Raw genomic sequence first — 24,110 nt, 5'->3', positions numbered from 1 at the left:
TTTTCTCATCCAATGCAAAAAAACTCTGGTAAAATAGTATACACTATTTTACCAGAGTTTGCAGTCTAATCCAAGGTAAGCCCTTATAAGACTTTCCTCTTATTATAGATTCGCCAGCAATTGCTGCAAGACTTTATATTTAGCATCTGTATAGATTTGATCAAAATCTATAATATACCACTCACCATTTACTTTTTCTAATCCGACTGGTTTCATATTAATCTTGAAAGTATTCTGTTCTTGTGTTGTTACCAAAAGAGCTGCATAGTTCCCTTGTTGGGCTACTTGTTTGACTGACATAATATTAGAATTCTTGATTTGTGTTAATTCTGATTGCCCAGTCATAAATTTTACCACTGTTTTGGGATCGCTTTTTGAGGCAGCAGAAACATACAAACTAGCTTCTTCCATACGGTTATTCTTAGCGGCATCAAAAAAAGTAGTCACTGTTTCCGTCGGGCTAAGTCCAGGTACACGCTGAAGGCCTGAACCACCACCACACCCTGCAACTAAAGCTACAATAAGTAATAAACTGGCAGCCAATAAGATCCTTACATTTCGTTTAAACATTTCTCATTCTCCTTTTCCATAATTAAACATAAACTTGTTATGTATACTTGCATTCTATCACAAAATTCTATTTTAGTCACCCTAAAAAAAAATCCATTAAAAGACTTAGCGTATAAATACGCTAAATCTTTTATAGACTTCAGCTAATTTAAAGTTAGATGCTAATTCTTTAGTTAATCATGAATTAGGTCTAAAATATCATGAGCAATTCGTCTCAAGTTTTCTTCGTGTCGTTCATTTTCTCGATTTTGACGTTCATGCCATTCTCGTTCGCCTTCATGAGGACGTCGTCTCATTTCTCTTTCATGCCGTTCCCTTTCTGCACGTTCTCTTTCATGTCGATCTTGACCCTGATCATGATTATCATGTCGATCATCTTGCTCTTGCACAGGGGGCTGATTATGTAGTGGTGAAGCTTCTATTACGGATGCACCAAAACCGATTTGCATCATACCAACCATTGATAAAACCGCTATTTTTTTAGCTATATTTTTCATAAGAAATCACTCCTTTATTTGTTATTTTAATTATAGAGTAGAAATGTAACAGAATTGTGACTGTCAAGTTACATTTACATGTAATTTATACTAAAGATTACATAAATTCGTTCAGTAGATAAAGAAACGAAATACCGATACAAAATAAAACAATGCCCTAGGATCATTCTTCCTAAGGCATTGTTTCAATTTTTTTATACGATTTTTTATCTATTCTCTTAACTAAATATCAACTTGAAGCTGATATCGTCATAAGTAGGACATATTTAATTACACTTGAAATTTACTAACAGCTTCCCGAAGATTCATTGCTAAATGGGCTAGCGCTTGGCTGGATGAAGCGATTTCTTCCATAGATGCAGATTGCTCTTGTGTTGCGGCAGATACGGTCTGCGCTTCTCCAGAGGCCTTTTTACTCAGTTCATCAATTTGCTTTACTGAGCCAACAATGTGTTGACCATTAATCGCCATCTGCTCTATGGCGGTTGATATTTCTTTTGTTTGGTCAGATACTTTGTTTATCAGAAATGCAATTTCCTGGAAAGCCTTGCCACTATCATTTACTACTTCTGCCCCCAGCTTAACTTCGCGAGTACCATCATTCATTGCTATTACTGCTTTGTCAGTATCTCCTTGAATTTCGCCAATCAGTTCGGCAATATGCTTAGCTGCATCTTGCGATTGTTCTGCTAACTTACGAACTTCTTCTGCCACTACAGCAAAGCCACGGCCTTGTTCTCCCGCACGCGCTGCTTCGATAGCAGCATTTAAAGCTAATAAGTTTGTCTGACTAGCAATACCAGAGATCGTATCTACAATCTGCCCAATTTCCTTAGAACGCTCTCCCAATTTTGCTACTACTAAAGCCGAGGTATTAACAGTCTGTTCTATGTGTGACATCTGATTGATCGCCTTATCCACTAACGTATTACCTTCATTTGCCTTATTTGCAGCCTGTGCTGATTGATCAGATACTTCATTGGCATTGACAGCAACTTGCTGGATAGTAACTGACATCTGCTGAACCACAGCTGATGTGTTATCCGCCACACTTAATTGTTTTTCTGCACCATGTGCCACGTCGGTAATGGATGCAGCCACTTGGTTTGCAGCTTGAGCCGATTGATCTGCACTAGCAGTCAATTCCTCCGATGAGGCTGCCAATTGCTCAGAAGAATCACTGATCTGTTTCATCAAATTTCGAATAGAGACACGCATACCCGCCAAAGCATCGCCCACTTGACCAATTTCGTCTTTTCTAAGAATTCTTCGCGTTTTATCTCGAAAATCACCTGCTGCAAATTCGTTACAAATCAACACCATTGTATTTAACGGATTGGCTATAATTTTGGTTATATACCACCCACTCAATCCTAAAATAAGTAAGGATACTAGAATAATGCCAATGGCAATATGTTTTGATCTTTCGAATGATATTTTACTATCCTCGTGTGTTTGTTTTGCCATTTGGACACTATATGTTGAAAGGTCTGTGCATTTATTAATCGTGTCACTCGCTACTGATTCCACCGTAGCAACGTAGAGTGCATACGCTTCTACATTTTTATTTTGAAGCGCCAAGTCAATAACTGGTTGTCTAGCAACGCGATACTTTCCTATGGTTGTTTTAATCCCATTTAACTGTTCCTTTGCCTTCTCATCTAAATTGGCTTTTTCAAGCTCTACCATATTTTCATTAAAGGCTTTTACCTGCTCATCTATAATCTTTTTTAGCTCGTTATTTCTATTATTATCCGTTGTAATCATTAATTCCAGTATAGCTCCATTAACTTTATTAATATGAGCACGATTTGCATTTATAAGAGCAATTGGCACTAATTGATCCTCATACATTGAGTTAATATCTGCATTTGACTGCTGAAGATAATAATATCCTGTATATCCTATAATACTCATGGATAAGAATGAAATAACAATTAGTATACTTAATTTAAGGCTTACTTTCATGTCGTTTAATATGTTCATTTTTTCCTCCATAGTGTAATGTATTTTCGATGCCTTTCTGCATATATAGCCTGCAAATTATATGTATGTTTCAACTAATTTAATTTTCTTTTCATCCTCCTTTAGGCATAAATAAAGATTGCCAAATTACTCATATCAATACATTGAGCAACCTGGCAATCTTAGATTCCTTACTAAATCTTTAGACCCATGGCTTTGCGTCCCTATCTTTCGGTAGGTTTGCCAATATTTAACTTTGATAATTTACTTCGCCATTTTTTGTCAAATTCCTGCAAAAATGATCTTTCATAGGTAACAATAAAATCATGCCCTAAGATAACTCTTCGGGCATGATTGGCGTCTGCAATGTTATACCATTTCCACCTTATACTCTCTTAGCCAAGTATCTACTTGAATTAAATAGGCAAATAACTGGGCATTTGTCATGAGCTGACCAAACCAGGGTATATTAGATATTGGGGAATCAGGTTGCGCCATAGAACGCACTTTAGCTACATCCACTACATTTTTTAACGGGGAAGAAGGATCATCTAAAATACGTAATACCCACTGACGTACGGTGCTCAAATAGGATGGATTATGAGTTTTGGGATATGGACTTTTCTTTCTCCATAAAACATCCTCGGGCAAAATTCCAACTAAAGCATGCCTTAATAAACCTTTTTCTCTTTCATGGTAATTTTTCATACTCCAAGGTACGTTCCATACATATTCGACTAGTCGATGATCACAATAAGGAACTCTTACCTCAAGACCGAAAGCCATACTCATACGATCTTTGCGGTCAAGCAGGGTAGGCATCCAACGTGTTAGACTCAGATAAAATATTTCTCGCATACGAGCCGATTGAGCATCCTCACCTGGTAACTGTGGCACCTCAGCTAATGCTTCATGATAGCGTCGTTTTAAATACTCATGAGGCTTAGTCTTAAGCCCTAGCTCAGGAGATAACCATTCCATCCGCACCTCAGGTTTTGGTGCCCAAGGAAAGCTTGAGGCATTGATCATTTCTTCACGATAAAACCAAGGATAGCCACCAAATACTTCATCAGCACATTCGCCTGATAAGGCAACTGTAGCTCCTTTTTTAATTTCCCGGCAAAACAAATATAAGGAAGTATCTACATCCGCCATTCCTGGTAAATCCCGTGAAATTGCAGCGTTCGGTAAACTACCAGCTAATTCGGGTGTATCCAATATTATATTATGGTGGGAAGTAGCATATAAATCAGAAACACGGCGCACCCAAGGAGCGTCTGAATTAGGTTGAAAATCGTTTGCCTTAAAATATTGCTCATTATTCAGGTAATCTACAGAATATGTATGAATACCTCCTAATCCATCTTGGCGGTAGTTAATAGCCGCCAATGCAGTTAATGCACTTGAGTCAAGCCCGCCCGATAATAAGGTACATACTGGAACATCAGCAACTAATTGACGTTTAACAATATCCTGTAAAAGCTCCCGAACCGTACTGACTGTGGTATCAAAGTCATCTTTATGAGGCATACTTTCCAGCGCCCAATATTGACTTATCTTTACGCCACTTCGACTATATAACATACTATGTCCAGGCCTTAATTCATCTATGCCTTTAAATACACCGTGCCCTGGAGTCCGACCAGGTCCAATGATAAATACCTCTGCTAAACCTTCACTATCAACCTGTGGGCGAACCTCAGGATGTGCCAGCAATGCTTTTAGCTCTGAGCCAAATAAAAGCCAATTCCCTTTGTTGGTATAAAATAGAGGTTTGACTCCGATCCGATCACGTGCAAGAAACAAGGTTTGCTGTCTCTCATCCCAAATACCAAAAGCAAATATCCCATTAAATTGTTCTACACAAGAGGGTCCCCACTCTATATAGGCAGTTAGCAAAACCTCCGTATCGCAAGTTGTACGGAAGGTATATCCTTTAGACTCTAATACTTGCCGTAACTCAGGTGTGTTATAAAGTTCTCCATTATAAGTAATTACGTACCGTTGTTCCCCTCTATCTCTAATCATAGGCTGGGCACCATTCACAAGATCAACTACACTCAAGCGTCTATGACCAAATGCTGCGTGTTTTGATAAATACATACCTGAAGCATCAGGGCCACGAGCAGCTAATGTTTCCATCATATTCCCTACTATATGACCTTCATTCTCAAGATTTCTTTCCCAGTCGATCCATCCAGTAATTCCACACATAATTATTTCACTCCTTTGAGAAAATAAAGAGAATATTTCTTATGCCTACCACAAGATAATATATGAGATTATCTTTAAATGTGATACTCCAAAATATAATAATTGTGATAATTATCACAGAAACCGGATACATTAGCATGTACAATAACAATAGAATAAAAAAATAAATAAGACGGAGGATTGATTCACATGGAAAAAAAATTCATTAAAAATATCGAGTTTAGCACTGCCTTAGAAATGGCTAGTTTAGTAGAATATCAAGAGGGACGCGTAGTTAGTCTTACGCTAGTGCAAAACGATGCACTTACCCTAACACTTTTTGCTTTCGCCAAGGGAGAAGCTGTGAGCACGCATTCCGCACCTGGCGATGCTATGGTCTACATACTTGACGGTGAGGCCAGTATTACTGTAGGGGAAAATAAGTTTGCTGCCCGCAAGGGACAAACTCTAGTTATGCCTTCTAATATTCCTCATGGTTTGGATGCTATAGAAAATTTTAAAATGATGCTAATTTTAGTAAAACAATAATAGCACAAACAATAAGAAGACTTGGCTTACGCCAAGTCTTCTTTATTCATATATACCATATTAAGCCCAATTACTGTTGAGATTTTTCTAAAATAAACTCTAATTGTATGCTTTGTTTCTCATCCTTACGCAATGCCGTAAATTTCCCACCCATAATTTCACTTATAACTTTCTCCATTGCTTGATAAGAATGTTGAGAAAACTGATCTTTATAGATACCATCAGCATCCAGAAAAAAGATGGTGAAATCTAATACTACTTTATCCTCTTTCTCTTTTACTGAGATTTGAATATACAAGCCTTTACCATAATGATGTGCAGGAATAATCTTCAGTAAAGAAGCTACAGCAAGTTGAATTAAATCATAATTTCCACAAACTCCCCCCTGCCAAACATTATCGACTTTACAAGTTGCCGAACTATATAGAGGGTCTGCCGTAACTAAGATTTTTAGTGCCTCAACTAGTTTATCTACAGAAAATTCATCCGCCCCTCCAGGCAATTTTTCTATATAATCATTCAGCAGCATTGCTAAGAACTTACTTTCATTGTCATCAATTCTTTCTATCGATTCTAATAGTAATTTATTGATTTTTCTAATATGTTGTAGTTGCCTTTCTCTGTGGTTTGCATTAAATTCCATCTTTTTCAAAACATTTTGATAAGCCATATTGCGTATTTCTAATTTTTCTTTAAGTTGAGCTTCGTTTTTCTTAAGTTGATAGTGCTCAAGAGCTTTATCAATTACATATTTGAGTTCCGTTTCCATATCCCAAGGCTTGGCAATAAAATTAAAAATATCTGCCTGATTTACCGTTGCTAATACTTGGGATAATTGAGTATATCCAGATAATACAATTTTCACCGTATTAGGATACTTTTCTTTTACAATCTTTAGTAATTGCAATCCGTCCATTCCAGGCATTCTCATATCTGTAACAATTACGCTAATCTCATTCTTTTCCATAATACCTAGAGCTTCCAAACCGCTCCCTGCGAAATAAGATACATATTTCTCATCAATCACTGCCCGGCGTATGGAACTTAGAATATTAGCTTCATCGTCAACAAATAAAACAGAAGATACACCTTGTTCGTTTCCTGATACGTTTCCCATATTATTACCCCTCCTAATTATCGACCGTTACCAATACCTATTTACATCTTTTAACTAACTTTTACGCTAAAAAGAGGATACCTTTGACCTCACTATATACTTTGATTAGTCTGCTTAATTGGAAGTTTCATAATAAACACAGTACCTATCCCTACAGTACTATCGAGGATAATTTCACCATGATGTTTGTTGACAATAATATCATGGGATATGCTCAAACCTAAACCAGTTCCTTGACCGATTGGCTTGGTGGTAAAAAATGCCTCAAAAATCTTCTCTTTATTCTCTTCTGCTATCCCAACACCATCATCAGAGATTTCACAGTAAACAAATTCACCAAAGGTATATGTAGTAATTCGTATCAAACCTAGTGCTTCTACCTGCTTTTGTTTAATAGCCTGACCCGCGTTTACTATTATATTTAATAATACCTGATTAATATGGCTGCCGACTGCCTCAATACATGGAATATCACCTAAATTTTCTTCCACATTGGCACAGTATTTTATTTCATTTCTAGCAACCACTAGTGTATTTTTTATCCCTTCATTCAAGTCATATTCTTGAAAGTCTGTCTCTTGATCAATTCTAGCGAAGTTACGAAGACCGGTAACAATTTTACCAACCCGTTCCAAGCCATCATTTGATTCCTTAAATAGATCTTGAATATCTTCCAATACAAAGTTAATCTTTTTTTCCTTCTCTAGTTGATTCATTTTCGCAACAAATTCTGTCAGGTTAGGATCATCGATTTTTTCTGCTACCATTTTTACATTGCTATATTCCTGAATAATGGTTCGCAAACGTTCTACATAATTTTTTAGGGTAGAGTAATTGCTAATAACAAAACCCAGAGGATTATTTATCTCATGAGCAACCCCTGCAGCTAGTTGGCCAATCCCAGCCAATTTTTCCTGCTGCACAAGTTTAACTTGTGCAACTTTTAATTGGGCTATTGTAAAATGCAGTTCTTCATTTTTTCCTTTTAAAACTTCCTGCATACTTTTTTCTTCTGTAATATCACGTTCCACGTTAATGAAGAATTTTGGGTTTCCTTGTGCGTCTACTACGGATGAAGTTATAACCTCGCTAAGAAAAGATCCACCCTTGTGTTTTACTAAACTAAATTCGGCCTTTTGCGCCTTACCCTTTTCAATTACTTTAGAAAAAAGCCCTTGCATGCGTTTTTGTTCTTCCGATTCTACCAAAGAAAAGAAGTTCTTACCCATCATTTCTTCAAGATCATCGAAGTTATGTAAAAAAGCGGACTGTTGGTTAACGATTTGGATTCTTCCACTAATATCTGTCAGAATGATACCATAAGGCGTTGTATCTACCAGCCCCCTATACATATTTTCACTTTCCCTTAGGGCTTCCACTACCATTTGCTGGACAGTGACATCTCTTCCCACGCCTACAACACCAGCAATTTGATGATTTTCATTATAAATAGGGGATAAAGATATCTGCGCCTGTTTCCCCCCCATAACACTACCTAGCTGACATTCATACATAACATCTTGCCCCGCTAATACCTTAGGGAAAATATCCCTTTCAAACTCTTCGTAACTATCAGCAAATATATGATGTAATGTCTCTCCAATGTATTCTGCATCGAGTACGCCAGCCTTTGTGGCCCATTGTCCATAAAAACCTGTGCAGCGTCCTTCTACATTCAATGTAAATATCATATCTTGGATCGATGTTATCAGTACTTTTAATTGTTCTTGACTCTCCCGTAGCTGCTGTTGGTTTTCTTTTAACTCAGTAATATCATTAATAACCCCAACTAAACCTCCTAGAGAACCATCCGTATTTAGATAGGTGTTTTTATTCATCATTAAAACACGATCATTTTTTATAAAAACAAGGTCTCGTTTTTCCACTTGACCTTTAGTAAGTAAGTCTACATCTTGCTGATGATATATTTGACCAAGTTTCGTCGACTCTATATCCAATATGGTTTTTCCTAGAATTTCATTTTTAGATAATTCATGAAAATTCTCAAAGGCTTTATTACATCCTAAATATTTGCCTGTATTATCTTTAAAGAAAATTGGCTGTGAGATGGTATCAAGAATTTTTTGTAAAAAATCTGCCCCCTCTATTGTCTTCGTCTCTGCCAAAAACTCACCACCTTTTACCCTATATAAAATGTATTAATCAGTGAAATTACTAGTATCGGTCAATTCGTCTTATTTTACAGAATCAGAAAGTATAACATTTCCTTGATTCCAAGTAAGAACGACTAAGGCTTCTGCCTGCGTCTGAGGACTTGGCCTAAGCCAAGTCTTTTCTTATCATTTTTTGTAATTTACTGTTTATTTCGACAAATATTCTATTTAACCTGCTATATTCACCTAAAGTTTCCTTTTCTTGTGCTATTTAGTATTTACTTCTTATTTTTGATTGCCTTTATCTTAGAAAATGATTACACTAATTATACTATCAACATTTATTAGGAGACTCTTATGCTGCATAACGATATAACAAATAATAAACGTATTGAAGAAATCGACTTTGCTCGCGGCATAGCGATACTTCTCATGATACTCTTTCATCTTATTGTCGATTTAAAAGATTTTTATTTCTATAATGTAGATTATTTCCGAGGTTTTTGGTATATAGAAGGAAAATTATCTGCCATATTGTTCATGTTCCTCTGTGGCATCAGTAGTACCCTAAGTTTTCGTAGCACAAACCATGGGATTAAGGTATTTACCTGGGCCATGGTATTAACCGCTGTCACTTATTTTTATAATAGCGATTTTTATATTCGTTTTGGTATCCTGCATTTTCTTGGCATTAGCCTAATCTCCGCTAGGTTTATACAGCAATTATCAATACGCTGGCTATTTTCACTAAGCATTACATCCATTACCCTTGGATTAATTTTTGCAGAACGTTTCGTAAACTCGCCTTATCTTTTTCCCTTAGGCCTACAGTCAGCTACTTTCACTTCTTTAGATTTTTACCCCCTATTTCCTTGGTATGGAGTATTTTTAGCTGGCATTATTGCAGGAAAAACAGTATATGCCGCCAAAAAGAGCTCACTAACTCTGCATCCTCCTCAAGCTATTACTTGGCTGGGTAGGCAATCTTTAGCTATCTATCTTATACACCAGCCTATTTTATTAGCATTACTATATGTTATACATGGCAAATAACAGGAATAAGTCATTAAATAGCACCCCTTAGAGTACATTTAATTGTACACGAAGGGGTGCTTACTTTACTTATTTTTACTTTAAAGCCTTCTCTAGGTTCACTAAATTTTCGTTCATAATTGCAATATAATCTTTACCTTCTTTTGTTTCCTGTTCTGTTAGGCTTTCAATAGGATTTAAGACTAGCAACTGAGCTCCGGTTTCTTTGGCAATCGTCTGAGCCAATTTGGGGCTTGTTAAGGTTTCAAAGAATATATATTTCACCTTATGCTCACGGCAAAATTCCGTGATTTTTGCCATTTTATCAGGGGTAGGCTCTGCATCAGGAGAAATTCCCATAATACCTAATTGTTCAAAACCATAACGGTTTGCTAAGTAGGCAAAAGCCTTATGACTTGTAACAATCTCTTTATTGGTCATCCCACTTAGAGTTTTCTTATATTTTTCATCTAAATCTGCTAGCTTCTTATTATAAGTTTCTGCATTTTTTTTGTATACTTCCGCGTTTTTTTCATCCACAGAAGCTAGTGCTTGAGCGATTGTATTTACTTCTTGTTGTACAGACACTGGATCAAGCCAAGTATGGGGATCATATTTATGATCTTCTCCGTGGCTATGGCCATGCTCTTCTTCCTCGTCTTCATGACTAGCTGGCAATTTAGTAACATCTTTCGTTATTTCTAATGGAATGGCATTACCCAATACATCTTTTTTCAACAATTTTTCAACAGGCTCAAACCCAATTCCATGGTAAGCAAAGATCTTAGCATCCTTGATTTGAATAATATCTTTTGCAGTTGGTTCCCAATCATGCGGTTCAGCGCCTGGTGGTATGAGCATAACTACATCCACCTTATCACCGCCTACTTGTTTTACGAATTCATATACTGGATACATAGTAGCTACAACTTTAATTTTTTGGGCTCCTTCTGGTGCTGCAGATTTCATTCCGCCACACCCAGCCATAGACAATACAGCTACTAGCAAAATTAGCGCTATTGACCATTTTTTTTTCATCTTCATTTCCCCTTATTAAGAATGTTCTTATGTGGTATATAATATCATATAAGAACATTCTTGTCTATTTTTCCATAAATTTTCTTATTTAGATTGTAGGACTATAGGAATCACCCATATTTTTTCTTTTATTTCACCATTCTAAGGTATATAATGGGGTTTATTATTCTTTAAAAGGGGGCCATTTGATTGCCAGCCATTAAAAACAGCATTAAAAAACATGCGGACTCTATTATTGCCTTGCGTCGTCACTTTCATACCTATCCCGAGTTAAGCGCAAAAGAGTTTAACACCCAACAAAAAATTATGGATGAATTATTTGCCTTAGGACTTGTCCCCCGCAAAATAGCAGGCACAGGTGTCATTGCTGACCTAAAAGGAGCTCTTCCTGGAAAAACAGTTGCCATCCGTGCTGACATAGATGCCTTAGAACTAGAAGATGAATGCGGCAAGCCATATCAATCCCAAAATCCAGGAGTATGCCATGCTTGTGGGCACGATGGTCATACTGCTATGCTCATTGGAGCAGCAAAAACATTAGTAGATCTAAAAGACAACTTAACAGGAAACATACGCTTTTTGTTTCAGCCTAGCGAAGAATGCTTCCCCGGAGGAGCAGCCTTAATGATAAAAGAGGGCGCTCTTACAGATGTTGATACCATCATTGGAGCCCACCTTTGGCAAACCCTAAGGGTCGGAACAAGCGGAATTAGCTATAATCGCATGATGGCTTCACCTGATCAGTTTACGATTCAAATAAAAGGCAGGGGCGGCCATGGATCTATGCCTCATCAAACCATTGATGCCTTACTTATCGGCGCCCAAGTCGTAACAACACTTCATACCATTGTAAGTCGCAATATTGATCCACTAGAACAAGCAGTTTTGTCCATTGGTGTATTCCGATCAGGAGATACCTTCAATATAATTCCTGATACAGCAACCTTAGTTGGCACAGTGCGTTCTTTTTCGAAAGAAGTTAAAACCACTATTTTTAAACGAATTGAAGAAGTGGTCAGCGGTATCTGCCAAGGAGCAGGTGCCACTTTCCAAATTGATACAATCTTTGGATTTTCGCCAGTCATCAACAACCCTGAGGTTGCAGATGTACTGTTTAATGCCAGTGGCATTAGCCTTTCTAAAGAAAATAGTTTACTAATTGATCCTGTAATGGGTGGCGAAGATTTTTCCTGCTATCTTGAAAAAATTCCTGGAGCCTTTATTTTTATTGGCGTTGGTAACGAAGAGGAAGGTATTATCTATCCTCAACATCATCCTAAATATGATATCGATGAAAGATCCTTAGCTTACGGCACAGAAATTATGGTCCGTGCCGCCATGAAACTTGCATTTCCTACAAGCTAGGCTTTCTAATAACAAAACATCTGCCTATATTAGGCAGATGTTTTTCTCTATTCACGAACTTTCTCGAGTAACCATATGCCGATTCCTGTAAAGGAGATACTATAAACTAGCATAACCAGCAAAGAAAGCTTTGGTACATCTCCCCCAAGGGCAATTGCTCGCAAAGCGTAGCTTGCATGAGTAAGAGGCAGTAGTTCAATGAGTAAACGCATAAGTGTTGGTAAATGATCTGGCACAAAAAAAGTGGCACACAAAAAGGACATAGGCAATAATATGTAGGTATTAAAATTAGCCATATCTTCATGTGAATTCATAACCATAGCCGCTACAAAGGCCATGGAGGCAAATACCAGACAGTTTAAGACCAAGGTCAACAAAAACCAACTGTTAATCAAAGCATGAGCACCAAAGAGATAGGCTAATGCAATAATAATAACAGATGAAATCAATCCTCTTAAGGCACCTGATAATACTTTTCCAATCACAAAAGAACTAGAGGCAATCGGTGCAATTAAATATTCTTCTAATGTCTTATGATACAACCTACTCATATTAAGTGGGCTACCTACGGAATTAAAACTAATATTCATGGAATTTAACGCAATAATACCAGGAACGATAAAATCCAAATAACTGCCTTGATTTACTTGAATACTGCGTCCTAACCCCCAACCAAAGGCTACTAAGTACAAGACGGGCGACACCATCCGCGAGAGAATAAATCGGCCTATGCGCCGTTTCAATACCAGCCAATCCCGCCAAAAGACTGTCCAAATATCGTATACCATTAATTTACCACCTTTCGTCCCGTCAACTCAACAAAGGCATCTTCGAGATTTGCCTGACGCAAAGTAGTCGTAGTCGTTAAGGTAGTGGCAAAACTAGCAGCAGAATTTCGATCAGGAAAGAATTTTGTCTTTGTCCCCTTATCGTCTGACCACTCCACCACATATTCCCCAAAACGCTTACAAATCGCAATGGGGCTATCCATAGCAATCAGTTTTCCTTTTTCCATAATCGCAACTCGTTGACATAAGTTCTCTGCCTCTTCAATATAGTGGGTTGTCAAGAGTACCGTAAGTCCTTCATTTTTCAGACGCCGTATAAGATCCCATAAGCGGCGACGCACTTGTGGATCCAGTCCTACTGTCGGTTCATCAAGAAAAAGAACCTTTGGCTGGTGCAATAAAGCTCTTGCAATCATTAAGCGCCGCTTCATGCCGCCAGAAAATTTCTGTACCATATCATTTGCTCGATCATCGAGTTCCACATACTTTAGTAGCTCTTCAATTCTTTTTTTCCGCACCTCTGGTAACATATGATGCAGACGGCCATGAAGCTCGAGATTTTCTCTGGGAGTCAAATCGATATCCAAATTGAAATGCTGCGGGACTACGCCGATTACAGCCTTAATATGCTTTTCATCTTGAGATGCTTCCGAACCATCAATAATAATTTTTCCAGTTGTTGGACGCGTTAACATGGTTAGCACTCGAATCGTCGTTGTTTTTCCGGCTCCATTGGGTCCTAACAAGCCAAAAACTTCTCCTTTAGCAATGCTTAAGGATAAATTATCCACGGCAACCCGTTCACCAAAGCTCTTGCTAAAACCTTCTATTTGAATCATTTTACTATCCCCTACTTATCATCAAATCTTAGCCTATCTTACAGGTTAATCCCTGAATGATGACTACTGGTTTTCCTGCCTTATCGAGAATAACCTCACTCTCAACACCAAAAACTTCTCGTAAAGTATGTTCTGTAATGACTTCCCGCGGACTACCTGCAGCAAAAACCTGTCCCTCTTGCACAACAACAACATAATCCGAATATCGAGCTGCATGATTAATATCATGCAGCACCATCACTACTGTAAGATGTTGCTCATTATTAAAGTTAGCTAGCAGTTCCATTATTTCTAACTGATGACAAATATCAAGGTAGGTGGTTGGCTCATCCAAAAGCAAAATCTCAGGTTTTTGGGCCAAAGCCATCGCAATCCAAACCCTTTGCCGTTCACCGCCAGACAGGGTACTAACCACTCGATCGGCCATCTGGATAAGGCCTGTTTGCCGCAAGGCCCAACCTACACAATCATCATCTTGTTTTGATTTACCTTGCCACCAACTTTGGTGAGGAAAACGTCCAAATTCGACTAAATCTTTCACTGTTAAATCACTAGGTGCCTGGGGTGATTGAGGCAATACAGCCATTTTTTGAGCAAGGATTTTCCCACTAAACTGCACTAAGTTCTTATCATCTAGATATACACTACCCCTATTCGGTTTTATATTCCGAGATAACACTTTAAGTAAGGTGCTTTTACCTGAACCATTCGGACCTAAAATAGCAATAATCTTCCCTTCTTCTATTTCTACTGAAAGATTTTTCAACACTATTTCATCACCGAAACTTACAGACAACCCCTCTCCTTTCATAAAGGTCATTAGGCATCCCTCCTTAATAAGTAGAGAAAAAAGGGCGCGCCTATAAAGGCCATAATGATCCCTACGGGAATTTCAATTGGGGAGAATAGAACTCTTGCCAAGGTATCACTTAAGGTAACAACTGCTACGCCTAGTAAAGCGGAGGCAGGTAATAAATAACGATAATCAGAACCCACTAATAACCTCGCCGCGTGGGGTACGATAAGTCCGACAAAGCCAAGTAAGCCTACCACACTAACAGCGCTTGCTGCTAATAAGGCCGCCACTGCTGTCATAGCAATTCTAGAAACTTCCACATTTAACCCTAGCCCTCTGGCAATCTCGTCCCCTAAGTTTAATATATTAAGTCGTCTTGCTCCCAATATAGCTAAGGTGCCACCAAGTATCGTATACGGCAATATAATATCTAAGTGAGGCCAACTACGAGCTGATAGGCCCCCTACCATCCACATCAACGCCCCATGAACCCGATCACTATAGAAAACCAATAAGGCAGAAATAGCAGAATTTAAAAAGGCTGATACAGCCACCCCAGCTAAGATAATGCGTACAGGGCGAATGCCACCTTTCCACGCTAATATATAGATAAAGACAGCGGCCACCATCGCTCCCATAAAAGCAACAGGCGTCACTAAGTATTCCTTATGGGGAAACAGCACCATAATACTTACACCGGCTAATCCCGCCCCCGAAGACACTCCAATAATATGAGGGTCCGCTAAAGGGTTTTTCATGACACCTTGAAGAATTGCCCCCGCTAGGGACAAATTAATACCCACTAAGGCCCCCACTAAAGTACGAGGCAAGCGAATATTCCAAATCACTTGACGATTAGCCCCTGAATTATCCGAAAGAATAGCCGATACAATATCATTGACACTTATCGCTAAGGATCCAACACGTAAACTAAGCAGAATGCCGCAAAAAGCACAAACTGCGAATACTAGGATAATAAAAAATCGCCATCGACTCCGGTCACCAAGTATAGTACTAAAGAGAATTTTTCTACTTAACATTGCCATAAACCTCTGGATATACTACTTTTGCCATATATTCAACAGATTCATGAAAACGAATACCAGGATTTAGTTGAAATAATTCCCCTGGCAGAAAAAATACCTTTCCTGTCTTTACCGCTCGTAAACCGTTCCAGGCTGGATTACTTTCAATGTCTGCTTTCATTCTTTTTTCAATTTCTGTCATATTCCCCATGGTTACCACCAAAATAGCGTCTGCATCGCCTTCTACCAATTTTTCTAAACTATAGGGAGTGACTTCGCCATCACCAACCATAGGCGTACTGCCTGCGGCAATGTTTTTGATTTTTAAAATGTTCGCCACATTACCAGCAATTGTATTTTCTAGCTCTACAGTAACATTTTTCGCTGTCGCATGTAATATCACTACTTTTTTACTTTGTGCTGGCAATTTGGCTGTTACTCCATTAATTTTTGTCTGCATCTCAGTAAGAAGACTCTGAGCCTGTTCTTGAGTACCAGCTATATCACCAAATAGTTTTACCTTTGCTAAAATATCATCATAGGTTTTCATTTTTAGTATCATAACGGGAATCTTACTGCTTTCCAATATAGGAACTAATTTATCATGAATTCCTTGAAAACCAATTACTAAATCAGGTTGCAATGCTAACACCTGCTCACTATTTACATTATAGACGAACCCTACTTCCGAAAGGTCTTGGGATGCTGGAAAGGTTTGAGGTGTCTTTGAACTAGGGCGTCCTACAGCCTTGCCGCCGATACCATATAACATATCTAAATAAGAAGTAGATAACACAACGATACGTTGTGGCTTTTTGGGAAGTACCACTGAACGTCCCGCGTCATCTGTCATCTGCAAATAATCACCAGATGATTTTGTTATCGCCTTATCTTGAGGTTGAGAAGCACATCCTGTAAAAATTAGACTCATTACACTAAGTATACAAATCAAATAAGCAAATTTCCCTTTCACAACAATTCCCCTTTCATACATAAAAAAATGGGAAAGGCCGGATAAAGCTATCCGGCGAAATCATTCATCCCTTTTTTATAATTCCATATAAGTCTAGCCAAGTTTGCGTTTCTTTGCCAAAATTGTCGTCAAATAATTAACGTTTGTTCCATCAACTTCGCTTAAATTATAGCTTACCTGTTCATCAGGCAAACCACATTTGCTAATCATAACCGCATTATCACCAAAACCATACTGTTCCAGTTTTTCTACTACTTTTCCGAAGTTCTTATATACTTTCATTAATACAACATTATCAGAAATAGCTAATACTTTATCCATTTCTCCCTCTGCCATTGTAGCAGGAATAATGCTAATTACATCATTGCCCTCTGCTAAAGGTTGCCCTAACTGACTGCCTATGGCACAAAAAGCAGGAACACCAGGTATGGTTTCGATCCCGTGTCCACAGTCCTTTAATAAGCGATAAACATACATATATGTACTATAAAACATTGGATCCCCCAATGTTAAAAATACAACCTTTTTCCCTGCTTGTAATTCTTTTAAGATACTATTTTTATTGTTTTCCCATGCATCTGCCAAAGTATCAGTATTGCTTACCATTGGGAAAACCAACTTTAATATCTCAACATCAGCTTTCAAATAGGGACGAGCAATGGATAGCGCTGTACTGTCTTCTTTTTTCTCCGTTTTAGGAGCAATAACAACATCCGCATTTTTGATTACTTCTACTGCCTTTAATGTAAGTAATTGGGGATCCCCTGGTCCTACACCAACACCATAAAAAATTCCTGACATAACGTCCTCCTCAGCATGATTTGTAGTATGTTAAATATCTCGTAACAACAAAAAAACCTTCCGTTACATTAGCTGGAAGATTTCAATAAATACAATTATAGAACTCTGTAATAATGAAAAATCGTTGCCAAGGGGCATTTTGATCTCGCATTCAGTACAATTGCACTAATCTCCTCCCTATCTCTCGCAGGTTATAACGGCGATTGCTATATAGGCAGTTCTCCTGGCTTTGAATCATTACTTATCCACACCTTCCCGAAAAATCATTTTTCAGTGGCATAACTATGGATTCGCTCCTCATTACAGTGGCGGGACCGCGCCGGATTTAAACCGACTTCCCTATTAAGCCCACAAGGGCACCTATACCGTCAATATTTAATTTTCACTGTTCTCTTAGTAATAACTGTATAATAAAAAATTTAACTTGTCAAGCATATTAACAGGATGTCAAACCACCGTCAACGCTCCACACAGCCCCGTTAACAAAGGATGCTTGCTCTGATGCCAGAAAACAAATAACATTGGCAATCTCATGAGCCTCACCAATACGCCCAATGGGATAAATCGAGGACATATCGCGTAAATATTCCTGCGGGTTATCGACTCCTGCTAATTGCTGCTGCAGCATAGGGGTATTTACATCACCTGGACATACACAATTCGCACGAATTCCATAATGAATACTCTCTAAGGACAACGCCTTTGTAAAGGTCGTCACTGCACCTTTGGATGCACAATATGTTGTACACAAAGAATTTCCATTAATCCCTGCATCAGATGAAATATTTACAATCGCCCCGCCCCCTCTTTGACGCAGGTGAGGTAAGGCATATTTACAAATAAAGTAAGTTCCCTTTATATTCACATTCATCATATTATCAAACTCATCTTCGCTCACTTCGCCAATAAGTTTCTCCATATAGATGCCAGCAGAATTAATGACGATATCAAGCCTACCAAACAAGGCCACTGCCTTGTCTACGACCTCTTGGCATTGCCGAACCTTACGAATATCACCTTGAATAAAGCGTACCTGTTCCTCAAAACTAGCTAGTTCTTGCAAGGCCATTTTTCCCTTTTCTTCCTGACTCCCAACGAGAGCTACTTTGGCGCCTTGTGATAACAATTGGCGTCCTGTCTCTAAGCCAATGCCAGAAGTACCGCCAGTAATAATAGCTACTTTCCCCTCAAAAGAATAATCCATAAGTCAGCTCCTGTTTTTTTATTTATTTCTTCATTATATACCCTGACTCTATGGTTTTACTACATCAATAAGTAGGTTTACGCCTATTTTTCTTACCTCAAGCGAAAAACGATGGGTATTGTTGTATAACACATGATGTTAACACCCCCTCGATTTTTCGCGGGTATAAATCGCCATTGCCTGACCGCTTCTATCGCTGCCTCATCTAAACTATTCTGTCCTGACGAACTATTTACCGTTACCTCTCCAGGTAAACCATTGGCCAATATTTGTATTTTAACCTGAACAGTACCTTGTAAACCAGCCATTCGCGCTGCTTCAGGGTAAGTAGGTTCTACCTTGGATAAAATACTTGGCCTAGTGATCTGCGTAGTTCCAGAGCTATTACCACTACCATTACCTGCTTTTCCACTACCACCGCCGCCATGGCCGGCAGTAGTGCCTTTGCCTGATTCGTTCAAACTCCCTCCACTAGTTGTACCTGTAGCTGAAGAAGTACTTTCTTGCTCATAATCACCGCTAGCTTGGGATGCTGATGCCTCCACAGCTACTACCGCTAACTCATTTGTTATAGCCACTACCTTAGGAACAGCTGATGAAACCATACTACTAGTACTCTTCATAACTGACTCAGGTGCAAGCTGCGTTGTTGCTGCCTGCTGTGTATCCTGTGCAGCTGACGATGCATCATTGGATTTTGGTCCTGCCGCTGCTGCATCTGTTAATAGTTCTAATTCAATATAAGTCTCGGGATCTATAGGTGAAAAAAAATCCCTTGCCAGCCAACCTACAATACTCAAAAACAATATATGAAAAATGATAGAACTGACAATCGCTTTTCGCCAGCGTGGATAGTATCTCATGTATGCTATCTTCCTTTCTGATCCGTAGCCACAGCCACCCTACGCGCCCCTGACAATTTTAGTTCATCTAATACTGCCACTACTTGACCATACTCTGCTTGCTTATCCGCTCGCACGATAAATATATTCTCAGGCTGCTTGACCAGTTCTACACCAATACGTTTTTGTAACAAAGACAGAGGAATTTCTTCCTGATCAAAAATGACTTTGCCATCTTGCATAACAGTAATATTAATATTCTTGTCCATTTCCTGCTGTGCAGTCGCAGCCTGGGGTAAATTAATCGGAATGGTATGCTGCTCTACCATATATAAGGTACTCATCATAAAAAATACTAACAAAAAAAATATAATATCGATCATCGGAATAATCATTAACGCTGGTTGATTTTCAATGCGTAAGCTACGCAATTTCATGATTTTCCCTCCGAGTTCTTTTTCCGCTGGGCAGTCGAGTTGTAACTAGAGTATAGACTTGTTCCATATCCGTAACCAATTTATCCAAACGATGGGTAAAATAACTGTGCACGATTAATGCCATAATAGCTACAATTAATCCCGCAGCCGTTGCAACTAATGCTTCACCAACTCCTCCTGTAATTGCCATAGGCTGCCCATTTTTCACATTAAAAACACTAAAAGAATTAATCATACCAATTACAGTTCCTAGCAACCCTAATAAAGGAGATAAGGTAACAATCGAGCTTAGATAATTTAAATATTCTCGTAATCTAGCTGCTAATAAAGCAGCTGTTCCTTCCATAGCCACTTCTGGGTTGCTCTCTCGCTGATAAGCCTCTAATCCTTCTGCAGCTAAACGTCCAATTATAGCTGACGTATGTTCACACACTTGCTGCGCTTCAACAATCTTCTGTCTCTCCAATAAGGGCTTCAGCTTATTAATAAAGATCTGAGTATCTGTAGACATATCGCGAAAATATACAAACCTTTCTATGGCAATCACTACTACAACGAAAGAACATCCTAGAATAACATACATAACTGGGCCACCCTTGTAAAATAAACTGATGCATTGTGATAAAAATTCCATATTGTTTATCACTCCTTTCTTTTTTCTATCTCATACCATTGGCAATATGATAATATTTCCTGTTAATACGTTTAATTCTTCTCTAGTGATTTTGTAAACTGTTCCAATGTCATCACAGTAACATGAGGCATTTTTATTAGTTTTACATATAATTTAATGGCTTGACCCCCAATGAAATCTCTCTTTTCAATCGGTGTGTCCTCAATAACAATTACTTTTTTAGCCTCAAAAGCAGCTTGTAAATTATCGATATTTTGCTCCCCATAAGTTACATTTGACAATACTATCCAATCAGCTTTGCTGATCTGTGTACGATTCTGTTGTGCAGATGACTCATCTATCTTTGAAAAGGGCTGGCCTAATACACAAGGTATATGAAAAGCTTCTGCAACATGGGCATCCACATCACTTGGCTGTATTACACCAACCGTCAGACGAAACCCAAGTTCATAAAGCAAACGTATAATTCGTCCCCCGGATCCGCCGCCACAAATAATGTGAACAGTTATATCTTTATTATGATTATAAGTAGCAGAAGTATAGGTGTGGATATCTAAATTACCAGTTACCTGATTCATAAATACAGCAGCCTGCAAACCATAAGCAGTATGGAGATTTTCCTTTGTAATCACACTGCCTGGTGCACCGTCGGCAACAATATGACCATCGGCTAATAAGAGCAAGCGAGAACAAAACTTAGCTGCTAATTTTAAATCATGGGCTACAATTAATACCGTTTTCCCTTGTTCAGAAATCAATTGACAATAACGGAAGATTTCTTCTTGGTATAGTAAGTCCAGACTAGCAGTAGGCTCATCTAAAAAAATAATAGGTGTTTCCTGAGTCAAGACTTTTGCCAATAAAACCCGCTGTTTTTCACCTCCCGACATAGTATGTACAGGTTTATCTGCTAACGTGTCAACACCTGTAAATTTCATATATTTATGGGCAATTTCTTTATCTTTGACTCTTTCATGCTGCCACCACTTTAAGTAAGGATAGCGTCCTGTTAATACCACTTCCAATGCTGTATAACCAAAGCCTACATTTACTTCCTGCTGCATATAGGCAACTTGCCTGGCTAACTCCTTATTCTCTAAGGCAGCAATAGGCCGACCTAGTAACTGTACCTCACCAGTGGCTAAGGGTAAAAAACCGCGCAAACCAAGGAGCAAAGTACTCTTCCCAGCCCCATTGGGGCCAATAATACCCACAAATTCTCCCGCACCAATGCTGCAGGTAATATGTTTCAAGATCTTTTTATCACCTATTGTAATGCTACTATCACAAACTGTTATTACTTCCTGCATCATGAAGTGCCTCCCGTTTGCTGCGCCTTTCGCAAGAGATATAAAAAATAGGGTGCCCCTAGTAAAGCCGTCATAATGCCGACGCGGATCTCATTGGGGGGAGAAATCATACGTCCTAATGCATCACAGAACACTAAGAATAAAGCCCCTGCTAAGGCGCTGCTTGGTAGCAGCCAGCGATGTTCTGGTCCTACTATCATTCGCATAATATGTGGCACAATTAAACCGACAAAGCCAATAGTACCACTTACACATACAGCGATTGCCGTAGTGGCAGCAGCCACAAATAATAATAGCAGTCGTAAGGCTACTACAGGCACACCCACGGACTTAGCCTCCTGTTCACCCAAAGCCAAAATATTGAGATGTCTCGCTAACAAACAGAGAATCACTATACCGCTAAAAATAGGGCCAACTGCTAAATAAACATGTTCCCACCTGCGATAATCCAGGCCCCCCACCATCCAAAATAAATACTCACGGACACGATATTCACTCATTAAAGTCAAGATGGCAGATGTGAAAGCCCCCATCAGCATACTAACAGCCACACCTGATAATAATAAGGTCATCACTGGTATTTTTCCTCGTAACATTGATAAAAAAACAGTTAAACTAACTGCTAAAATTGCTCCTACTAAAGCAAAAATTGGCATAATAAATATACTGATTGACGTGAGACCAAGAGCAATCGCTACGACAGCACCAAAAGCAGCGCCACTCGAAACACCAATGATGCCCGGATCAGCCAGGGGGTTACCAAAAACCCCTTGCATCACAGCTCCAGAAGCACTTAAAGCAGCTCCTACCAGCATACCTACCAATACACGAGGTAAACGAATCTGCCATACTACAGCTTGATATTCAGGATTAACGTCTGGCATTTGCAGACCAACAAAAGGGATATGCCCAGCTATAATCAGTAAAGTCTCATTCCAAGGAACTTCGATAGTTCCCCTAGAGATAGAAAATAATATAACGCCAAATAACAAGAAGCTCATAATCAGTATTATATTCCAAGCCTTCTTAGCTCGAAAATTTTGTGTTTTCTTGCACTTTACGTCTCTCATAGATTGTTATATTGCGGATAAGCTGCCTTCGCAACATCCACTACTCCTTGGACTATATATTGGGAAGTACAGCTTAAGTGGCGATCGGGGATCATAACTAATTGCTGCTTTTTAATTGCTGTCAGAGTTTGAAATGCTGGATCAGCTTGTATCTCAGACTTATATTGATTTACATCTGTTTTCCCTGAGTAATCCCACATTGGCATAATAAAAACATCAGGTTGTGCCTCCACAATTTGCTCTTTTGACATGGTGTCATTCTTGCCAACACCTACTTTGCTGGCTCCGTTTATGACACCTGCATACTGACATATATCATCAAATAAACTTCCCTTTCCACCAATGCCCCCCATTAAAGAAAACAATACCACCGTCTTTCCTTCTGCAGCGTTAACCTTTTCCAGGGACTTTTGGACCATCAGTAATTGCTGCTCCATTTGTGCCACCATTTCTTGACCTCTTTTTTCTTCGCCAACCGCATGTGCTATTTCATAAATCACAAGTTTTACATCAGCAATCGTCTTCGGTGTTTTATAGACATACACCGAGATCCCGGCTTCCCGAAGGATTTGAATTAATTCTACTGGCTGCCAATCCGCAATAAATAATAAATCAGGTTGTAAGGCAATTATGGTCTCTGGGTTAGCCTTTACCTTGTTGGGCACTAACTTGGCTTGCTCCGCTACATTAGATATACCTGGATCATCGGCTAAATAGGTCAAAGCCAAAATACGTTCCATAGAAACTAACCCTACTATTATTTCATCTGCTCCTAAAGATAGAGAGGCAATACGAATAGGTTTTTTAGGAAGTTTCACGATGTAACCTTGTGAATCTTGTACTTCATATCCTACTGTAGGTTGATTAGGCTGTGAACGGGATGCGCAACCGCTTATCAATAGGAGAGTAAAACTGACTAGCAAACTAATGATAAACATTTTTTTCATTTGT

The 24,110-nt window shown here is 38.7% G+C and carries 23 protein-coding genes and 2 riboswitches; of the genes, 3 read left to right on the top strand and 20 right to left on the bottom strand.

Translation table 11 applies throughout. The features are described 5' to 3' along the window. Nucleotides 1-102 precede the first annotated feature (102 nt). From QSJ81_RS01730 to asnB, 4 genes are all read right to left on the bottom strand, one after another. Nucleotides 103-570 (bottom strand): hypothetical protein, encoded by a 468-nt coding sequence (locus QSJ81_RS01730; protein ID WP_285715687.1) that lies wholly within the window; start codon nucleotides 568-570, stop codon nucleotides 103-105. 173 nt (nucleotides 571-743) lie between these two features. Then, the gene (locus QSJ81_RS01725) at nucleotides 744-1,067 is read right to left on the bottom strand and encodes a hypothetical protein (RefSeq protein ID WP_285715686.1); all 324 of its coding nucleotides are present in this window, start codon (nucleotides 1,065-1,067) and stop codon (nucleotides 744-746) included. 270 nt (nucleotides 1,068-1,337) lie between these two features. Continuing rightward, nucleotides 1,338-3,053 (bottom strand): methyl-accepting chemotaxis protein, encoded by a 1,716-nt coding sequence (locus tag QSJ81_RS01720; RefSeq protein WP_285715685.1) that lies wholly within the window; start codon nucleotides 3,051-3,053, stop codon nucleotides 1,338-1,340. Between the two features lie 143 nt (nucleotides 3,054-3,196). Continuing rightward, a riboswitch (cyclic di-GMP riboswitch) is annotated at nucleotides 3,197-3,287 on the bottom strand. Between the two features lie 114 nt (nucleotides 3,288-3,401). Beyond that, nucleotides 3,402-5,246, bottom strand: a complete 1,845-nt coding sequence (gene asnB / locus QSJ81_RS01715) for an asparagine synthase (glutamine-hydrolyzing) (protein WP_285715684.1) — start codon at nucleotides 5,244-5,246, stop codon at nucleotides 3,402-3,404. A 189-nt stretch (nucleotides 5,247-5,435) separates the two neighbouring features. Here asnB and QSJ81_RS01710 point away from each other — a divergent pair, with 189 nt between their 5' ends. After that, a complete protein-coding gene (locus tag QSJ81_RS01710) occupies nucleotides 5,436-5,774 on the top strand; it encodes a cupin domain-containing protein (protein WP_285715683.1) in 339 nt (112 codons plus the stop codon). A gap of 70 nt (nucleotides 5,775-5,844) precedes the next feature. Here QSJ81_RS01710 and QSJ81_RS01705 read toward each other — a convergent pair whose 3' ends face one another. Then, the gene (locus QSJ81_RS01705; RefSeq protein WP_285715682.1) at nucleotides 5,845-6,891 is read right to left on the bottom strand and encodes a response regulator; all 1,047 of its coding nucleotides are present in this window, start codon (nucleotides 6,889-6,891) and stop codon (nucleotides 5,845-5,847) included. 92 nt (nucleotides 6,892-6,983) lie between these two features. Next, nucleotides 6,984-9,017: a PAS domain-containing sensor histidine kinase gene (locus QSJ81_RS01700; protein ID WP_285715681.1), complete on the bottom strand. Its 2,034-nt coding sequence runs from the start codon at nucleotides 9,015-9,017 to the stop codon at nucleotides 6,984-6,986. A gap of 345 nt (nucleotides 9,018-9,362) precedes the next feature. Here QSJ81_RS01700 and QSJ81_RS01695 point away from each other — a divergent pair, with 345 nt between their 5' ends. Then, complete coding sequence (locus QSJ81_RS01695; RefSeq protein ID WP_285715680.1) at nucleotides 9,363-10,058, top strand: heparan-alpha-glucosaminide N-acetyltransferase; 696 nt, start codon at nucleotides 9,363-9,365, stop codon at nucleotides 10,056-10,058. A gap of 75 nt (nucleotides 10,059-10,133) precedes the next feature. Here the strand turns inward: QSJ81_RS01695 and QSJ81_RS01690 are convergent, their stop codons facing one another. Then, entirely contained in the window at nucleotides 10,134-11,075 is a 942-nt protein-coding gene (locus QSJ81_RS01690) for a metal ABC transporter substrate-binding protein (RefSeq protein ID WP_285715679.1), read from the bottom strand. A gap of 189 nt (nucleotides 11,076-11,264) precedes the next feature. On the opposite strand from QSJ81_RS01690, the gene QSJ81_RS01685 reads away from it, so the two are divergent. After that, nucleotides 11,265-12,440: a M20 metallopeptidase family protein gene (locus QSJ81_RS01685; RefSeq protein ID WP_285715678.1), complete on the top strand. Its 1,176-nt coding sequence runs from the start codon at nucleotides 11,265-11,267 to the stop codon at nucleotides 12,438-12,440. A 47-nt stretch (nucleotides 12,441-12,487) separates the two neighbouring features. Here QSJ81_RS01685 and QSJ81_RS01680 read toward each other — a convergent pair whose 3' ends face one another. The 13 genes from QSJ81_RS01680 to QSJ81_RS01620 form a co-directional block, all read right to left on the bottom strand. After that, entirely contained in the window at nucleotides 12,488-13,228 is a 741-nt protein-coding gene (locus tag QSJ81_RS01680) for an ABC transporter permease (RefSeq protein WP_285715677.1), read from the bottom strand. Beyond that, nucleotides 13,228-14,067, bottom strand: a complete 840-nt coding sequence (locus QSJ81_RS01675; protein WP_285715676.1) for an ABC transporter ATP-binding protein — start codon at nucleotides 14,065-14,067, stop codon at nucleotides 13,228-13,230. The genes QSJ81_RS01680 and QSJ81_RS01675 overlap by 1 nt, the downstream gene beginning before the upstream one ends. Before the next feature lie 28 nt (nucleotides 14,068-14,095). Next, the gene (locus QSJ81_RS01670) at nucleotides 14,096-14,887 is read right to left on the bottom strand and encodes an ABC transporter ATP-binding protein (RefSeq protein ID WP_285715675.1); all 792 of its coding nucleotides are present in this window, start codon (nucleotides 14,885-14,887) and stop codon (nucleotides 14,096-14,098) included. Next, on the bottom strand, nucleotides 14,887-15,903 hold the full coding sequence (locus tag QSJ81_RS01665) for a FecCD family ABC transporter permease (protein WP_285715674.1): 1,017 nt from the start codon (nucleotides 15,901-15,903) through the stop codon (nucleotides 14,887-14,889). The genes QSJ81_RS01670 and QSJ81_RS01665 overlap by 1 nt, the downstream gene beginning before the upstream one ends. Next, nucleotides 15,893-16,861, bottom strand: a complete 969-nt coding sequence (locus tag QSJ81_RS01660) for an ABC transporter substrate-binding protein (protein ID WP_285715673.1) — start codon at nucleotides 16,859-16,861, stop codon at nucleotides 15,893-15,895. The genes QSJ81_RS01665 and QSJ81_RS01660 overlap by 11 nt, the downstream gene beginning before the upstream one ends. A 93-nt stretch (nucleotides 16,862-16,954) precedes the next feature. After that, nucleotides 16,955-17,662 (bottom strand): precorrin-2 C(20)-methyltransferase, encoded by a 708-nt coding sequence (gene cobI / locus QSJ81_RS01655; RefSeq protein ID WP_038668667.1) that lies wholly within the window; start codon nucleotides 17,660-17,662, stop codon nucleotides 16,955-16,957. Nucleotides 17,663-17,858: 196 nt separating this feature from the next. Continuing rightward, nucleotides 17,859-18,041: riboswitch (cobalamin riboswitch) on the bottom strand. Between the two features lie 57 nt (nucleotides 18,042-18,098). Then, the gene (locus tag QSJ81_RS01650) at nucleotides 18,099-18,866 is read right to left on the bottom strand and encodes an SDR family NAD(P)-dependent oxidoreductase (RefSeq protein ID WP_285715672.1); all 768 of its coding nucleotides are present in this window, start codon (nucleotides 18,864-18,866) and stop codon (nucleotides 18,099-18,101) included. 92 nt (nucleotides 18,867-18,958) lie between these two features. Beyond that, nucleotides 18,959-19,729 (bottom strand): energy transducer TonB, encoded by a 771-nt coding sequence (locus QSJ81_RS01645; RefSeq protein ID WP_285715671.1) that lies wholly within the window; start codon nucleotides 19,727-19,729, stop codon nucleotides 18,959-18,961. Between the two features lie 5 nt (nucleotides 19,730-19,734). Then, a complete protein-coding gene (locus QSJ81_RS01640) occupies nucleotides 19,735-20,145 on the bottom strand; it encodes an ExbD/TolR family protein (protein WP_285715670.1) in 411 nt (136 codons plus the stop codon). Continuing rightward, nucleotides 20,132-20,779, bottom strand: a complete 648-nt coding sequence (locus QSJ81_RS01635) for a MotA/TolQ/ExbB proton channel family protein (protein ID WP_285715669.1) — start codon at nucleotides 20,777-20,779, stop codon at nucleotides 20,132-20,134. Before QSJ81_RS01635 ends, QSJ81_RS01640 begins: the two co-directional genes overlap by 14 nt. 71 nt (nucleotides 20,780-20,850) lie before the next feature. Then, nucleotides 20,851-22,092: an ABC transporter ATP-binding protein gene (locus tag QSJ81_RS01630; RefSeq protein WP_285715668.1), complete on the bottom strand. Its 1,242-nt coding sequence runs from the start codon at nucleotides 22,090-22,092 to the stop codon at nucleotides 20,851-20,853. Further along, nucleotides 22,089-23,159 carry a FecCD family ABC transporter permease gene (locus QSJ81_RS01625; RefSeq protein WP_285715667.1) on the bottom strand — a complete coding sequence of 357 codons (1,071 nt, stop codon included), beginning with the start codon at nucleotides 23,157-23,159 and terminating at the stop codon, nucleotides 22,089-22,091. The genes QSJ81_RS01630 and QSJ81_RS01625 overlap by 4 nt, the downstream gene beginning before the upstream one ends. Further along, nucleotides 23,156-24,106: an ABC transporter substrate-binding protein gene (locus QSJ81_RS01620; RefSeq protein ID WP_285715666.1), complete on the bottom strand. Its 951-nt coding sequence runs from the start codon at nucleotides 24,104-24,106 to the stop codon at nucleotides 23,156-23,158. Before QSJ81_RS01620 ends, QSJ81_RS01625 begins: the two co-directional genes overlap by 4 nt. Nucleotides 24,107-24,110: the final 4 nt, after the last annotated feature.

The organism is Pelosinus sp. IPA-1 (genome assembly GCF_030269905.1).
Taxonomy (GTDB): domain Bacteria; phylum Bacillota; class Negativicutes; order DSM-13327; family DSM-13327; genus Pelosinus.
The sequence above is the reverse complement of the archived record's forward strand: the minus strand, read 5'-3'. Positions and strand labels throughout refer to the sequence as shown.

What these genes read in the sequence shown, in the direction of transcription:
- QSJ81_RS01705 (WP_285715682.1), bottom strand. Translation starts at nt 6,891, where the DNA reads ATGGGAAACGTATCAGGAAACGAACAAGGTGTATCTTCTGTTTTATTT.
- cobI (WP_038668667.1), bottom strand. Translation starts at nt 17,662, where the DNA reads ATGTCAGGAATTTTTTATGGTGTTGGTGTAGGACCAGGGGATCCCCAA.
- QSJ81_RS01670 (WP_285715675.1), bottom strand. Translation starts at nt 14,887, where the DNA reads ATGACCTTTATGAAAGGAGAGGGGTTGTCTGTAAGTTTCGGTGATGAA.
- QSJ81_RS01635 (WP_285715669.1), bottom strand. Translation starts at nt 20,779, where the DNA reads ATGGAATTTTTATCACAATGCATCAGTTTATTTTACAAGGGTGGCCCA.
- QSJ81_RS01625 (WP_285715667.1), bottom strand. Translation starts at nt 23,159, where the DNA reads ATGAGAGACGTAAAGTGCAAGAAAACACAAAATTTTCGAGCTAAGAAG.
- QSJ81_RS01680 (WP_285715677.1), bottom strand. Translation starts at nt 13,228, where the DNA reads ATGGTATACGATATTTGGACAGTCTTTTGGCGGGATTGGCTGGTATTG.
- QSJ81_RS01710 (WP_285715683.1), top strand. Translation starts at nt 5,436, where the DNA reads ATGGAAAAAAAATTCATTAAAAATATCGAGTTTAGCACTGCCTTAGAA.
- QSJ81_RS01665 (WP_285715674.1), bottom strand. Translation starts at nt 15,903, where the DNA reads ATGTTAAGTAGAAAAATTCTCTTTAGTACTATACTTGGTGACCGGAGT.
- QSJ81_RS01690 (WP_285715679.1), bottom strand. Translation starts at nt 11,075, where the DNA reads ATGAAAAAAAAATGGTCAATAGCGCTAATTTTGCTAGTAGCTGTATTG.
- QSJ81_RS01720 (WP_285715685.1), bottom strand. Translation starts at nt 3,053, where the DNA reads ATGAACATATTAAACGACATGAAAGTAAGCCTTAAATTAAGTATACTA.
- asnB (WP_285715684.1), bottom strand. Translation starts at nt 5,246, where the DNA reads ATGTGTGGAATTACTGGATGGATCGACTGGGAAAGAAATCTTGAGAAT.
- QSJ81_RS01675 (WP_285715676.1), bottom strand. Translation starts at nt 14,067, where the DNA reads ATGATTCAAATAGAAGGTTTTAGCAAGAGCTTTGGTGAACGGGTTGCC.
- QSJ81_RS01630 (WP_285715668.1), bottom strand. Translation starts at nt 22,092, where the DNA reads ATGATGCAGGAAGTAATAACAGTTTGTGATAGTAGCATTACAATAGGT.
- QSJ81_RS01650 (WP_285715672.1), bottom strand. Translation starts at nt 18,866, where the DNA reads ATGGATTATTCTTTTGAGGGGAAAGTAGCTATTATTACTGGCGGTACT.
- QSJ81_RS01640 (WP_285715670.1), bottom strand. Translation starts at nt 20,145, where the DNA reads ATGAAATTGCGTAGCTTACGCATTGAAAATCAACCAGCGTTAATGATT.
- QSJ81_RS01730 (WP_285715687.1), bottom strand. Translation starts at nt 570, where the DNA reads ATGTTTAAACGAAATGTAAGGATCTTATTGGCTGCCAGTTTATTACTT.
- QSJ81_RS01725 (WP_285715686.1), bottom strand. Translation starts at nt 1,067, where the DNA reads ATGAAAAATATAGCTAAAAAAATAGCGGTTTTATCAATGGTTGGTATG.
- QSJ81_RS01645 (WP_285715671.1), bottom strand. Translation starts at nt 19,729, where the DNA reads ATGAGATACTATCCACGCTGGCGAAAAGCGATTGTCAGTTCTATCATT.
- QSJ81_RS01620 (WP_285715666.1), bottom strand. Translation starts at nt 24,106, where the DNA reads ATGAAAAAAATGTTTATCATTAGTTTGCTAGTCAGTTTTACTCTCCTA.
- QSJ81_RS01695 (WP_285715680.1), top strand. Translation starts at nt 9,363, where the DNA reads ATGCTGCATAACGATATAACAAATAATAAACGTATTGAAGAAATCGAC.